The following is a 14,345-nucleotide window of genomic DNA, read 5'->3' on the forward strand; positions in this document are numbered from 1 at the left end:
CTTGAAACCTGAGTAAAAACCCCTCTGTGGATAACCACCCGTTTAATCCACAGGCTTAAAGCACTTATCCAAGGGCCTCATTGGCACCTAACCACAGACTTTTGAATCTCTGTACATAATGTAAATAAAGGCCTGTAGAGATTTATCCACAGAAACATGCCTCAGTAGAAATAAACATAAAAACAAAGATTTAATAAATTTCTCTCTTTTAATTTCTATTGTTCGTGATTCATCCACAGCTGGTTAAATTTTGTGCAAAGGGTTCTTTAGGAAGGGCGAAGTCCCTATACTTGCCGACTCGTTCGAAAACCTGATCTCGAACGCTCATTCCTAATTACCTACAGAAGCAGGCACGAGGTGCGTGGTGGATTTCCCTTCCCGTTTTGAAGTGATCGTCATCGGCGGCGGTCATGCCGGTACCGAGGCAGCACTGGCGTCAGCACGCATGGGGGCAAAAACCCTGTTGCTGACGCATAACGTGGAAACCCTCGGCGCCATGAGCTGCAATCCCGCAATTGGCGGGATTGGCAAAAGCCATCTGGTCAAGGAAATCGATGCCCTGGGCGGCGCGATGGCCATGGCTACCGACAAAGGTGGTATTCAATTTCGCGTATTGAACAGTCGCAAAGGCCCGGCCGTACGGGCCACACGTGCTCAAGCCGACCGGATCCTGTACAAGGCCGCTGTCCGCGAAACCCTGGAAAACCAGCCGAACCTGTGGATATTTCAACAGGCAGCCGATGACCTGATCGTCGAACAAGACCAGGTACGCGGTGTTGTCACGCAAATGGGCCTGCGTTTCTTCGCAGAATCCGTGGTGTTGACCACCGGTACCTTCCTCGGCGGACTTATCCACATCGGTATGCAGAACTATTCCGGTGGCCGCGCCGGTGATCCACCGTCAATCGCCTTGGCTCAGCGCCTTCGCGAACTGCCACTGCGTGTCGGTCGCCTGAAAACCGGCACGCCGCCGCGAATTGATGGCCGGTCTGTGGATTTCTCGGTGATGACCGAGCAAGCCGGTGATACACCGATCCCGGTGATGTCGTTCATGGGCTCCAAGGAACAGCATCCGAAGCAGGTCAGTTGCTGGATTACCCACACCAACGCCCGCACCCACGAAATCATCGCCGCGAACCTCGACCGTTCGCCGATGTATTCCGGGGTGATCGAAGGCATTGGCCCACGCTATTGCCCGTCGATCGAAGACAAGATCCATCGCTTTGCCGACAAGGAAAGCCACCAGGTCTTTATCGAACCGGAAGGTCTGACCACCCATGAGCTGTACCCGAACGGAATTTCCACGTCTCTGCCGTTCGACGTGCAAATCCAGATCGTGCAGTCGATTCGCGGTATGGAAAATGCGCACATCGTGCGTCCTGGCTACGCCATCGAGTACGACTACTTCGACCCGCGTGACCTGAAATACAGCCTGGAAACCAAGGTCATCGGCGGTTTGTTCTTTGCAGGGCAAATCAACGGCACCACCGGTTACGAAGAAGCCGGCGCCCAGGGTTTGTTGGCCGGAACCAACGCGGCACTGCGTGCACAGGGCAAAGACAGCTGGTGCCCGCGTCGCGATGAGGCGTACATCGGTGTGTTGGTCGACGACCTGATTACCCTCGGAACCCAGGAACCGTACCGGATGTTTACGTCCCGGGCCGAATACCGCCTGATCCTGCGGGAAGACAACGCCGACCTGCGCTTGACCGAAAAAGGTCGCGAGTTGGGCCTGGTCGACGACGTGCGTTGGGCGGCCTTCTGCAAAAAACGCGAAAGTATCGAGTTGGAAGAGCAACGTCTGAAAAGTACCTGGGTTCGCCCGGGCACCGAGCAAGGCGACGCGATTGCCGAAAAATTCGGCACGCCGCTGACTCACGAATACAACTTGCTGAACCTGCTGTCCCGTCCGGAAATCGACTACGCTGGTCTGATCTCGGTCACCGGCGGTGGCGCAGAAGATCCACAGGTTGCCGAGCAGGTCGAAATCAAGACCAAATACGCCGGTTACATTGACCGTCAGCAGGATGAGATCGCTCGTCTGCGGGCCAGCGAAGACACCAAGCTGCCTGTGGATATCGATTACACAAACATTTCCGGGCTGTCGAAAGAGATCCAAGGCAAGCTGGGGATAACTCGACCGGAGACCCTGGGCCAGGCGTCCCGTATTCCGGGCGTCACGCCGGCAGCCATTTCGCTGTTGATGATTCATTTGAAAAAACGCGGCGCGGGCCGTCAGTTGGAGCAAAGCGCTTGAGTTCGTTGGTCACCTCGCAACACGCCGAAGAGTTATCCACAGGTGCTCGCCAGCTTGGCGTCAACCTGACCGAAGCCCAGCACGAGTTGCTGCTGGGTTATCTGGCCCTGTTGATCAAATGGAACAAGGCTTACAACCTCACTGCGGTGCGTGACCCGGACGAAATGGTCTCCCGCCATCTGCTCGACAGTCTCAGTGTCATGCCGTTTATCGAAAACGGCCGCTGGCTCGACGTTGGCAGCGGCGGCGGCATGCCCGGCATCCCGCTGGCGATCCTGTTTCCGGAGTCGCAAGTGACCTGCCTGGACAGCAACGGCAAGAAAACCCGCTTCCTGACCCAGGTCAAACTCGAACTCAAGCTGGATAACCTGCAAGTTATCCACAGTCGCGTCGAAGCCTTTACGCCTGAACAGCCTTTCAACGGAATTGTTTCCCGGGCGTTCAGCAGCATGGAGAACTTCAGCAACTGGACCCGCCACCTCGGCGACCGCGATACCCGTTGGCTGGCAATGAAGGGCGTTCATCCAAGCGACGAGCTGTTAGCATTGCCGGCAGACTTCCACCTCGATAGCGAACACGCCTTGGCCGTACCCGGTTGCCAAGGCCAACGCCATCTGCTGATACTGCGCCGCACGGCATGATTGGGAACACAAGCAAGAATGGCTAAGGTATTCGCGATAGCGAACCAGAAAGGTGGCGTGGGCAAAACCACCACCTGCATCAACCTCGCAGCATCCCTGGTCGCTACCAAGCGTCGGGTGCTGTTGATCGATCTCGATCCACAGGGCAACGCCACCATGGGTAGCGGTGTGGATAAACACGGCCTGGAAAACTCGGTCTACGACTTGCTGATTGGCGAGTGCGACCTGGCCCAGGCCATGCACTTCTCCGAGCACGGCGGTTATCAACTGCTGCCGGCCAACCGCGATTTGACCGCGGCGGAAGTGGTGCTGCTGGAAATGCAGATGAAAGAAAGCCGTCTGCGCAGCGCCCTGGCGCCGATCCGCGAGAATTACGACTACATTTTGATCGACTGCCCGCCGTCGCTGTCGATGCTGACGTTGAACGCACTGGTTGCGGCCGACGGGGTGATTATCCCCATGCAGTGCGAGTACTTCGCGCTCGAAGGCTTGAGCGACCTTGTGGATAACATCAAGCGTATCGCCGAGTTGCTCAACCCGAACCTGCAAGTCGAAGGCCTGCTGCGGACCATGTATGACCCGCGCCTGAGCCTGATGAACGATGTGTCGGCACAGCTCAAGGAACACTTCGGCGATCAGCTCTACGACACCGTGATTCCACGCAACATCCGCCTGGCCGAAGCGCCAAGCTATGGCATGCCCGCGCTGGCGTACGACAAGTCTTCCCGCGGCGCCATTGCCTATCTGGCGCTGGCCGGCGAGATGGTTCGCCGTCAACGCCGCAATTCACGCACCGCTGCAGCCCAGCCAACTTAAGGAATCCCCATGGCCGTCAAGAAACGAGGTCTCGGACGTGGACTGGATGCACTGCTGAGTGGTCCGACTGTCACTTCGCTTGAAGAACAGGCAGTGCAGGCCGACGAGCGCGAGCTGCAGCACCTGCCGCTGGACCTGATCCAGCGCGGCAAATACCAGCCGCGCCGGGACATGGACCCGCAGGCGCTGGAGGAATTGGCGAATTCGATCAAGGCCCAGGGCGTGATGCAGCCGATCGTGGTGCGCCCGATTGGTGCAGGCCGCTTTGAAATCATCGCCGGCGAGCGCCGCTGGCGCGCCAGCCAGCAGGCCGGCAAGGAAACCATTCCGGCAATGGTGCGCGATGTGCCGGATGAAACCGCCATCGCCATGGCGTTGATCGAGAACATCCAGCGTGAAGACCTCAATCCGATCGAGGAAGCGATCGCCCTGCAGCGTTTGCAGCAGGAATTCAAACTGACTCAGCAGGAAGTCGCGGATGCGGTGGGCAAGTCCCGGGTTACCGTGTCCAACCTGTTGCGCCTGATCGCGCTGCCGGAAGTCATCAAAACCATGCTTTCCCATGGCGACCTGGAAATGGGTCATGCCCGTGCTTTGCTCGGTTTGCCGGAAAATCAACAGGTTGAGGGGGCGCGACACGTTGTCGCACGAGGCCTCACCGTTCGTCAGACCGAGGCCCTGGTTCGCCAGTGGCTCAGTGGCAAACCTGCACCGGTCGAAACCGCCAAACCTGATCCGGATATTGCACGCCTGGAGCAGCGCCTGGCCGAACGCCTAGGCTCTGCGGTGCAAATTCGTCATGGCAAGAAAGGCAAAGGGCAATTGGTCATCGGATATAACTCATTGGATGAGCTTCAGGGCGTCCTTGCCCACATCCGCTGAAACAATTGCTTCTGTAGCGCGCAGTCGGAAATCACTACCCGGCAGTTGAATAGGGGCAGAACCGCCCCTATACTCTGCGCGCATTTTGTCGGCACAAATTATGCCAAGTTATTGATTTCCGGCAGCCGACCATTGAGGAGCAAGAGTGATGGAAACCCGCACGCCAAACACGTTGCCGTTCCATCGCTTGGCCGTTTTCCCGGTTTTAGTGGCTCAATTTGTCATTTTACTGATCGCCTCTTTGGCGCTCTGGTATTGGTATGGAGTCGTAGCCGGATACTCGGGACTCTGCGGAGGCCTGATAGCCTTGCTGCCCAATATGTATTTTGCTCACAGGGCCTTTCGGTTTTCCGGCGCCCGAGCAGCCCAGGCTATCGTCCGGTCTTTTTATGCCGGCGAGGCGGGGAAATTGATTTTGACGGCAGTGCTGTTTGCACTGACCTTTGCAGGTGTGAAGCCATTGGCGCCGCTGGCTGTATTCGGCGTCTTCGTGTTGACCCAACTGGTCAGCTGGTTCGCTCCCCTGCTAATGAAAACAAGACTTTCGAAACCTTAGGGCGTTTGAGGCAACCATGGCAGAAACAACCGCTTCGGGCTATATCCAGCACCACTTGCAGAACCTGACCTTCGGTCAGCTTCCCAACGGCGGCTGGGGCTTTGCCCACTCCGCAGCAGAAGCCAAAGAAATGGGCTTCTGGGCATTCCACCTGGATACTCTGGGCTGGTCTGTCGCATTGGGTCTGATCTTCGTCCTGATTTTCCGCATGGCGGCAAAGAAGGCGACTTCCGGTCAGCCAGGTGCTTTGCAGAACTTCGTTGAAGTATTGGTCGAATTCGTCGATGGCAGCGTGCGGGACAGCTTCCATGGTCGTAGCGCGGTGATTGCACCGTTGGCACTGACCATCTTCGTCTGGGTGTTCCTGATGAACGCCGTCGACCTGATCCCGGTCGACTGGATTCCTCAGCTGGCCATCCTGATCTCCGGCGATCACCACATTCCATTCCGTGCGGTTTCGACCACGGACCCTAACGCCACCCTGGGCATGGCCCTGTCGGTGTTCGCGTTGATCATTTTCTACAGCATCAAGATCAAGGGCATCGGCGGCTTCATCGGCGAACTGACCCTGCACCCGTTCGGCAGCAAGAACATCTTCGTTCAAGCGCTGCTGATCCCGGTGAACTTCCTGCTGGAGTTCGTGACCCTGGTCGCCAAGCCGATTTCCCTGGCCCTGCGACTGTTCGGCAACATGTATGCCGGCGAGCTGGTGTTCATTCTGATCGCTGTGATGTTCGGCAGTGGTCTGCTCTGGCTTAGCGGCCTGGGCATTGTTCTGCAGTGGGCGTGGGCTGTGTTCCACATCCTGATCATCACCCTGCAGGCGTTTATCTTCATGATGCTGACCATCGTCTACCTGTCGATGGCGCACGAAGAGAACCATTAAGACCAGTCTCGACTAGTCTGATGTCCCTCCCGGTCAAACGGGAGGGTAGCCCTGAAGGGCTATGAAACGATTTGTTTTACCGCTTTAAAATCTAAAAAACCTAAACCATACGACGTAAAAGTCGGGAGGAAAGATGGAAACTGTAGTTGGTCTAACCGCTATCGCTGTTGCACTGTTGATCGGCCTGGGCGCCCTGGGTACTGCCATTGGTTTCGGCCTGCTGGGCGGCAAGTTCCTGGAAGGCGCAGCGCGTCAGCCAGAAATGGTTCCAATGCTGCAAGTTAAAATGTTCATCGTCGCCGGCCTGCTCGACGCCGTGACCATGATCGGTGTTGGTATCGCTCTGTTCTTCACCTTCGCGAACCCCTTCGTTGGTCAACTCGCCGGTTAATCACTCGTTTTTTCGAGTGATTGGTGTGTTGTGCAACGAACGAGCGAGGTATTGGCGTGAACATTAATGCAACCATTATTGGTCAGTCCTTAGCGTTCTTGATTTTTGTAGTTTTCTGCATGAAGTTCGTATGGCCTCCGGTCATCGCGGCTTTGCACGAACGTCAGAAGAAGATCGCAGACGGACTGGACGCTGCCGCACGAGCAGCTCGCGACCTGGAGTTGGCCCAAGATAAAGCGGGTCAACAACTGCGCGAAGCGAAAGCTCAGGCAGCTGAAATCATTGAGCAAGCCAAGAAACGCGGTAACCAGATCGTTGAAGAGGCTGTTGAAAAAGCCCGTATCGACGCTGACCGTGTGAAGGTTCAGGCTCAAGCCGAGATCGAGCAGGAACTGAACGGTGTCAAAGATGCGCTGCGTGCCCAACTGGGTGCTCTGGCCGTCGGCGGTGCTGAGAAGATCCTGGGTGCCACAATCGATCAAAACGCGCACGCGGAGCTGGTAAACAAACTGGCTGCTGAAATTTAAGCGAGGGCGATCATGGCAGAATTGACCACGTTGGCCCGACCTTACGCTAAGGCAGCCTTCGAGCACGCCCAGGCCCACCAGCAGCTGGCCTCTTGGTCAGCCATGCTCGGCCTGGCTGCAGCAGTGTCGCAAGACGACACCATGCAGCGCGTGCTCAAGGCCCCGCGACTGACGAGCGCAGACAAGGCCGCCACGTTTATTGACGTGTGCGGCGACAAGTTTGATGTAAAAGTGCAGAACTTCATCCACGTCGTTGCCGAAAACGACCGTCTCCCGCTTCTGCCGGAGATCGCCGCTCTGTTTGACCTGTACAAGGCCGAACAAGAGAAATCGGTAGATGTTGAAGTGACCAGTGCTTTTGCATTGAACCAAGAACAGCAAGACAAACTCGCCAAGGTTCTCAGTGCACGACTCGACCGGGAAGTGCGCCTGCAAGTTGCGGAGGATGCCACCCTGATTGGTGGTGTCATCATTCGCGCCGGCGACCTGGTTATCGATGGCTCGATTCGCGGCAAACTCGCGAATCTTGCCGAAGCATTGAAATCTTGAGTTTGAAGGGGCAGCAGAGCAATGCAGCAACTCAATCCTTCCGAAATAAGTGAAATTATCAAGGGCCGCATCGACAAGCTCGATGTGACCTCCCAAGCCCGTAACGAAGGCACTGTCGTCAGCGTATCTGACGGCATCGTGCGGATTCACGGTCTGGCCGACGTAATGTACGGCGAGATGATCGAGTTTCCGGGCGGCGTCTACGGTATGGCCCTCAACCTGGAGCAAGACTCTGTAGGTGCCGTTGTATTGGGCTCCTACCAGACTCTGGCCGAAGGCATGAGCGCCAAGTGCACAGGCCGCATCCTGGAAGTTCCGGTTGGTAAGGAACTGCTGGGTCGCGTTGTCGACGCACTGGGTAACCCAGTTGACGGCAAAGGTCCGCTGAACAACACCGAGACCGATGCGGTCGAGAAAGTTGCTCCAGGCGTGATCTGGCGTAAGTCGGTAGACCAGCCTGTACAGACTGGCTACAAGGCTGTCGATGCCATGATTCCTGTCGGCCGTGGCCAGCGTGAGCTGATCATCGGTGACCGTCAGATCGGTAAAACCGCTCTGGCGATCGACGCGATCATCAACCAGAAAGACAGCGGGATTTTCTGCGTCTACGTAGCCATCGGTCAGAAACAATCGACCATCGCCAACGTGGTTCGCAAGCTGGAAGAAAACGGCGCCCTGGCTAACACCATCGTCGTGGCCGCCAGTGCTTCGGAATCCGCTGCACTTCAGTTCCTGGCACCGTACTCCGGTTGCACCATGGGCGAATACTTCCGCGACCGCGGTGAAGACGCGCTGATCGTTTATGACGATCTGTCCAAGCAAGCAGTGGCTTACCGCCAGATTTCCCTGCTGCTGCGTCGTCCACCAGGCCGTGAAGCTTACCCAGGCGACGTGTTCTATCTCCACTCCCGTCTGCTGGAGCGCGCATCCCGCGTTTCGGAAGAATACGTAGAGAAGTTCACCAACGGCGCAGTGACCGGCAAAACCGGTTCCCTGACCGCACTGCCGATCATCGAAACCCAGGCTGGCGACGTTTCCGCGTTCGTTCCGACCAACGTGATTTCCATCACCGACGGTCAGATCTTCCTGGAATCGGCCATGTTCAACTCCGGGATCCGTCCTGCAGTGAACGCCGGTGTTTCGGTATCCCGTGTGGGTGGTGCCGCTCAGACCAAGATCATCAAGAAGCTCTCCGGTGGTATCCGTACCGCTCTGGCTCAGTACCGTGAACTGGCGGCATTCGCCCAGTTCGCTTCTGACCTGGACGAAGCGACCCGTAAGCAACTTGAGCATGGTCAGCGCGTTACCGAGCTGATGAAGCAGAAGCAATACGCACCAATGTCGATCGCTGACATGGCGCTGTCGCTGTATGCCGCTGAGCGTGGGTTCCTGACCGACGTTGAAATCACCAAGGTCGGCAGCTTCGAACAAGCGCTGATTGCTTACTTCAACCGCGATCACGCCGAATTGATGGCGAAGATCAACGTGAAGGGTGACTTCAATGACGACATCGACGCTGGCATCAAAGCCGGTATCGAGAAGTTCAAGGCCACCCAAACCTGGTAAGCCGCAGCGGGGGCCGCGAGGCTCCCGCTTGCTAACCTGATAGGTGTTACATGGCAGGCGCAAAAGAGATTCGCAGTAAGATTGCGAGCATCAAAAGCACGCAAAAGATCACCAGCGCCATGGAAAAAGTGGCGGTCAGCAAAATGCGCAAGGCACAAATGCGCATGGCTGCTAGCCGTCCCTACGCGGAGCGTATCCGCCAGGTTATTGGTCATCTGGCCAACGCCAACCCGGAATATCGCCACCCGTTCATGATCGATCGCGAAGTAAAGCGCGTCGGTTATGTCGTGGTGAGCAGTGACCGTGGTTTGTGCGGTGGTTTGAATACCAACCTGTTCAAGGCCCTGGTCAAGGACATGGCGGTAAACCGCGAAAAAGGCGTCGAGATCGATCTGTGTGTGGTCGGTAGCAAGGGTGCGGCCTTTTTCCGCAACTTCGGCGGTAACGTCGTTGCAGCTATCAGCCACCTGGGTGAAGAACCGTCGATCAATGATTTGATCGGCAGCGTCAAAGTGATGCTGGATGCATACCTGGAAGGCCGGATTGACCGCCTCTCCGTGGTATCCAACAAGTTCATCAACACCATGACGCAACAGCCTACCGTGGAGCAGTTGATTCCATTGGTGGCCGCCCCGGAACAAGAACTCAAGCACCACTGGGACTACCTCTACGAACCAGACGCCAAAGAGCTGCTTGACGGCTTGATGGTGCGCTACGTGGAGTCGCAGGTGTACCAGGCGGTGGTCGAGAACAACGCGGCTGAACAAGCTGCGCGGATGATCGCGATGAAGAACGCTACCGACAACGCCGGTGATTTGATCAGCGATTTGCAGCTGATCTACAACAAGGCGCGTCAGGCTGCGATCACCCAAGAGATCTCGGAAATCGTCGGCGGCGCTGCCGCGGTTTAACGGTTCAAATATTCAGAGGATCCAGCTATGAGTAGCGGACGTATCGTTCAAATCATCGGCGCCGTTATCGACGTGGAATTCCCACGCGACAGCGTACCGAGCATCTACAACGCTTTGAAAGTCAAAAGCGATGCAGGCACCACCCTGGAAGTTCAGCAGCAGCTGGGCGACGGTGTGGTTCGTACCATTGCAATGGGTTCCACCGAAGGCTTGAAGCGCGGTCTGGAAGTCACTGACTCTGGCGCAGCCATCTCCGTACCGGTCGGTAAAGCGACCCTGGGCCGGATCATGGACGTCCTCGGTAACCCGATCGACGAAGCCGGTCCAATCGACACCGAAGAGCGCTGGGGCATTCACCGTCCTGCGCCTTCCTTCGCGGAACAAGCGGGCGGCAACGACCTGCTGGAAACCGGCATCAAGGTTATCGACCTGGTTTGCCCGTTCGCCAAGGGCGGTAAAGTCGGTCTGTTCGGTGGTGCCGGTGTAGGCAAAACCGTAAACATGATGGAACTGATCCGTAACATCGCCATCGAGCACAGCGGTTATTCCGTGTTCGCCGGTGTGGGTGAGCGTACTCGTGAGGGTAACGACTTCTACCACGAGATGAAGGATTCCAACGTTCTGGACAAAGTGGCACTGGTTTACGGTCAGATGAACGAGCCGCCGGGTAACCGTCTGCGCGTAGCACTGACCGGCCTGACCATGGCCGAGAAGTTCCGTGACGAAGGTAACGACGTTCTGCTGTTCGTCGACAACATCTACCGTTACACCCTGGCCGGTACTGAAGTATCCGCACTGCTGGGCCGTATGCCTTCCGCAGTAGGTTACCAGCCGACCCTGGCCGAAGAGATGGGTACTCTGCAAGAGCGTATCACTTCGACCAAAAACGGTTCGATCACCTCGATCCAAGCGGTATACGTACCTGCGGATGACTTGACTGACCCGTCGCCAGCGACCACGTTCGCCCACTTGGACGCCACCGTCGTACTGTCCCGTGACATCGCCTCCCTGGGTATCTACCCAGCGGTCGATCCACTGGACTCGACTTCGCGCCAGCTGGACCCGAACGTCATCGGCCAGGAACACTACGACACCGCTCGCGGCGTCCAGTACGTTCTGCAGCGTTACAAAGAACTGAAGGACATCATTGCGATCCTGGGTATGGACGAGCTGTCGGAAACCGACAAGCAGTTGGTATCCCGCGCTCGTAAGATCCAGCGCTTCTTGTCGCAGCCGTTCTTCGTGGCTGAAGTCTTCACCGGTGCCTCGGGTAAATACGTTTCCCTGAAAGACACCATTGCTGGCTTCAAAGGCATCCTCAACGGTGACTACGACCACCTGCCAGAACAAGCGTTCTACATGGTCGGCGGCATCGAAGAAGCGATCGAGAAAGCCAAGAAACTGTAATTCCGGCGCCCGGTAACGGGCGCTAATCAGGTTGAGGCAAGCAGATGGCTATGACATTCCATTGCGATATCGTCAGCGCGGAAGGGGAAATCTTCTCCGGTCAGATCGAGAGTGTGATTGCACACGGCGAACTGGGCGACCTGGGTATTAACTTTGGCCACGCGCCATTGATTACATCCTTGAAGCCTGGTCCGATCACTCTGACCAAGCTGGGCGGGGAACGGGAGGTGTTTTACATCTCCGGTGGTTTCCTCGAGGTTCAGCCGAACATGGTCAAGGTACTTGCCGACACCGTGCAACGTGCTGCCGACCTGGATGAAGCCTCCGCTCAGGAAGCCGTCAAGGCTGCCGAGAAGGCCCTGAACGAAAAAGGCGCAGATTTCGACTACGGTTCTGCTGCTGCACGTCTGGCCGAGGCCGCAGCTCAGCTGCGCACCGTCCAGCAGATCCGCAAGAAGTTTGGCGGCTAAGCCGTCAAGCCTCATGCGTGATTGATTAAAAAGGGTAGCCTCGGCTACCCTTTTTCTTTTTTTGCAAAACACTTCTTTGGTCTGAAGTCTGACCGCCCAGGATTGGTAGCCATTCATGTCTCTCGAAATCGTAATTCTTGCCGCAGGCCAGGGCACCCGCATGCGTTCGGCCCTGCCCAAGGTGCTGCACCCGGTTGCCGGCAACTCCATGCTTGGCCATGTTATCCACAGCGCCCGGCAGCTGGATCCACAGCGCATTCATGTGGTGATCGGCCACGGTGCCGATGTGGTGCGTGAGCGGCTGGCGGCGGATGACCTGAATTTCGTATTGCAGGACAAGCAATTGGGTACCGGGCATGCCACCGCGCAGGCCGTGCCATTCATCAAGGCCGACACCGTGCTGATCCTCTACGGTGACGTGCCGCTGATCGAAGTGGAAACCTTGCAGCGCCTGCTCAAGCACGTGGTGCCAGGCCAGATGGGCTTGCTCACTGTCGAGTTGGACGACCCGACCGGCTACGGTCGCATCGTGCGCAACGCTGACGGCAAGGTCGCCGCCATCGTCGAGCATAAAGACGCCAGCGAAGCCCAGCGCGCCATCACTGAAGGCAACACCGGCATCCTCGCTGTGCCGGCTGACCGCCTGGCTGACTGGATGAGCCGCTTGTCCAACAACAACGCCCAGGGCGAGTACTACCTGACCGACGTCATCGAGATGGCCGTCAGCGATGGCCTGGTGGTCGCCACCGAACAGCCCCACGACCCGATGGAAGTGCAGGGCGCCAACGACCGCAAGCAACTGGCGGAGCTGGAGCGTCACTACCAACTGCGTGAAGGCCGCCGCCTGATGGCGCTGGGCGTGACGCTGCGTGATCCGGCACGTTTCGATGTGCGGGGTGACGTCACCGTTGGCCGCGACGTGCTGATCGATATCAACGTGATCCTCGAAGGCCGCGTGGTCATCGAAGACGACGTGGTGATCGGGCCGAACTGCGTGATCAAGGACAGCACCCTGCGCAAGGGTGTGGTGATCAAGGCCAACAGCCATATCGACGGTGCGGTGATGGGCGAGGGCAGTGATGCGGGTCCGTTCGCGCGTTTGCGTCCGGGCAGCGTGCTGGGCGCCCGCGCCCATGTGGGTAACTTTGTAGAACTGAAAAACGCCCGGATGGGCGACGACGCCAAGGCAGGGCATCTGGCCTACCTCGGTGATGCAGTGATCGGTGCCCGCAGCAATATCGGCGCAGGCGCCATCACCTGCAATTACGACGGCGCCAACAAGTACCAGACGACCATTGGCGAAGACGTGTTTATCGGCTCCAACAACTCGCTGATCGCCCCCGTCACTATCGGTGATGGTTCAAACACCGCCGCAGGTTCCACCATCAACCAGGATGTGGATAAGTCCCAGTTGGCCGTCGCCCGCGCCCGCCAGCGCAACATCGACGGCTGGAAACGCCCGGTCAAAATCAAAAAGACCTGAGTTATCCACAACCCTGAAACACTGCGGTACTTATGTGGGAGCGGGCTTGCTCGCGAAGGCGGTCTTTCGGTTGATACATGCGCCGACTGACACACCGCCTTCGCGAGCAAGCCCGCTCCCACATTTTTATCTGTGTTGATTCAAAAAACTCAGTCGCATGCTTGACCATTTTGAATGAATAGGTTTTGATTGCCTTCGTTATCTTTCGAAACGAAACTTATCATCACCATGTCGAAACGAAATACACCCCAACGTCGCCACAACATCCTTGCCATGCTCACCGAGCAAGGTGAAGTCAGCGTGGACGAATTGGCCAAGCGTTTCGAAACCTCGGAAGTCACCATCCGCAAGGACCTGGCGGCCCTCGAAAGTAACGGTCTGTTGCTGCGTCGCTACGGTGGCGCCATCACCATGCCTCAGGAACTGGTCGGTGATCCGGCACAGCCCATTTCGGCCTACAAGCGCGCCATCGCCCGTGCGGCCGTCCGGCGTTTGCGGGAACACGCGCGCATCATCATCGACAGCGGCAGCACCACCGCCGCCATGATCCCCGAATTGGGGCACCAGCCCGGCCTGGTGGTGATGACCAACTCCCTGCACGTGGCCAGCGCCTTGAGCGACCTGGAACACGAGCCGGTATTGTTGATGACCGGCGGCACCTGGGACCCGCATTCGGACTCGTTCCAGGGTCAGGTCGCCGAACAGGTACTGCGTTCCTACGATTTCGACCAGCTCTTTATTGGTGCCGATGGCATCGACCTGGAGCGCGGCACCACCACCTTCAACGAATTACTGGGGCTGAGCCGCGTCATGGCCGAAGTCGCCCGCGAAGTGGTGGTGATGGTCGAGTCCGACAAGATTGGCCGCAAGATCCCCAACCTGGAACTGCCCTGGAGCAGCGTCCATACCCTTATTACCGATGATCGCCTGCCACTTGAGGCCCGCGACCAGATTCAAGCCCGCGGCATCACGCTGATTTGCGCGGCAGTCATCTAGGAGAGAA

The 14,345-nt window shown here is 57.4% G+C and carries 15 protein-coding genes; all 15 read left to right on the forward strand.

The genetic code is table 11. The features are described from left to right. The first annotated feature begins 364 nt into the window (after positions 1-364). The 15 genes from mnmG to HX873_RS04300 all read left to right on the forward strand — a co-directional run bounded on the left by mnmG (position 365) and on the right by HX873_RS04300 (position 14,338). Positions 365-2,257, forward strand: coding sequence for a tRNA uridine-5-carboxymethylaminomethyl(34) synthesis enzyme MnmG (gene mnmG / locus HX873_RS04230; RefSeq protein ID WP_003213563.1), 1,893 nt, complete (start codon positions 365-367; stop codon positions 2,255-2,257). Further along, entirely contained in the window at positions 2,254-2,898 is a 645-nt protein-coding gene (gene rsmG / locus HX873_RS04235; protein ID WP_003213561.1) for a 16S rRNA (guanine(527)-N(7))-methyltransferase RsmG, read from the forward strand. Before mnmG ends, rsmG begins: the two co-directional genes overlap by 4 nt. Positions 2,899-2,916: 18 nt before the next feature. Beyond that, a complete protein-coding gene (locus HX873_RS04240; RefSeq protein ID WP_087694577.1) occupies positions 2,917-3,714 on the forward strand; it encodes a ParA family protein in 798 nt (265 codons plus the stop codon). Positions 3,715-3,723: 9 nt separating this feature from the next. Further along, the gene (locus HX873_RS04245; RefSeq protein ID WP_063033750.1) at positions 3,724-4,596 is read left to right on the forward strand and encodes a ParB/RepB/Spo0J family partition protein; all 873 of its coding nucleotides are present in this window, start codon (positions 3,724-3,726) and stop codon (positions 4,594-4,596) included. Positions 4,597-4,744: 148 nt separating this feature from the next. Further along, positions 4,745-5,152 carry a F0F1 ATP synthase subunit I gene (locus HX873_RS04250; RefSeq protein WP_003213556.1) on the forward strand — a complete coding sequence of 136 codons (408 nt, stop codon included), beginning with the start codon at positions 4,745-4,747 and terminating at the stop codon, positions 5,150-5,152. Between the two features lie 16 nt (positions 5,153-5,168). Continuing rightward, positions 5,169-6,038: a F0F1 ATP synthase subunit A gene (gene atpB / locus HX873_RS04255; RefSeq protein WP_003213554.1), complete on the forward strand. Its 870-nt coding sequence runs from the start codon at positions 5,169-5,171 to the stop codon at positions 6,036-6,038. Between the two features lie 133 nt (positions 6,039-6,171). Beyond that, entirely contained in the window at positions 6,172-6,429 is a 258-nt protein-coding gene (gene atpE / locus HX873_RS04260; RefSeq protein ID WP_002555987.1) for a F0F1 ATP synthase subunit C, read from the forward strand. Positions 6,430-6,485: 56 nt separating this feature from the next. After that, positions 6,486-6,956 carry a F0F1 ATP synthase subunit B gene (locus HX873_RS04265; RefSeq protein ID WP_008439543.1) on the forward strand — a complete coding sequence of 157 codons (471 nt, stop codon included), beginning with the start codon at positions 6,486-6,488 and terminating at the stop codon, positions 6,954-6,956. 12 nt (positions 6,957-6,968) lie between these two features. Next, positions 6,969-7,505 carry a F0F1 ATP synthase subunit delta gene (locus HX873_RS04270; protein ID WP_003213551.1) on the forward strand — a complete coding sequence of 179 codons (537 nt, stop codon included), beginning with the start codon at positions 6,969-6,971 and terminating at the stop codon, positions 7,503-7,505. 21 nt (positions 7,506-7,526) lie between these two features. Next, positions 7,527-9,071 (forward strand): F0F1 ATP synthase subunit alpha, encoded by a 1,545-nt coding sequence (atpA, locus tag HX873_RS04275; protein ID WP_003213549.1) that lies wholly within the window; start codon positions 7,527-7,529, stop codon positions 9,069-9,071. Positions 9,072-9,121: 50 nt separating this feature from the next. Further along, entirely contained in the window at positions 9,122-9,982 is an 861-nt protein-coding gene (gene atpG, locus HX873_RS04280) for a F0F1 ATP synthase subunit gamma (protein WP_003213547.1), read from the forward strand. Between the two features lie 27 nt (positions 9,983-10,009). Further along, positions 10,010-11,389, forward strand: coding sequence for a F0F1 ATP synthase subunit beta (atpD, locus tag HX873_RS04285; RefSeq protein ID WP_003213545.1), 1,380 nt, complete (start codon positions 10,010-10,012; stop codon positions 11,387-11,389). A gap of 44 nt (positions 11,390-11,433) precedes the next feature. After that, positions 11,434-11,859 (forward strand): F0F1 ATP synthase subunit epsilon, encoded by a 426-nt coding sequence (locus HX873_RS04290; protein WP_008439541.1) that lies wholly within the window; start codon positions 11,434-11,436, stop codon positions 11,857-11,859. A 115-nt stretch (positions 11,860-11,974) separates the two neighbouring features. Continuing rightward, positions 11,975-13,342, forward strand: coding sequence for a bifunctional UDP-N-acetylglucosamine diphosphorylase/glucosamine-1-phosphate N-acetyltransferase GlmU (glmU, locus tag HX873_RS04295; protein WP_102370203.1), 1,368 nt, complete (start codon positions 11,975-11,977; stop codon positions 13,340-13,342). 228 nt (positions 13,343-13,570) lie between these two features. Continuing rightward, positions 13,571-14,338 (forward strand): DeoR/GlpR family DNA-binding transcription regulator, encoded by a 768-nt coding sequence (locus tag HX873_RS04300; RefSeq protein ID WP_003213539.1) that lies wholly within the window; start codon positions 13,571-13,573, stop codon positions 14,336-14,338. The last annotated feature ends 7 nt before the right edge of the window (positions 14,339-14,345 follow it).

Origin of the sequence: Pseudomonas sp. P7758 (assembly GCF_013386485.1) — a bacterium.
In the GTDB taxonomy this organism is placed as follows: Bacteria; Pseudomonadota; Gammaproteobacteria; order Pseudomonadales; family Pseudomonadaceae; genus Aquipseudomonas.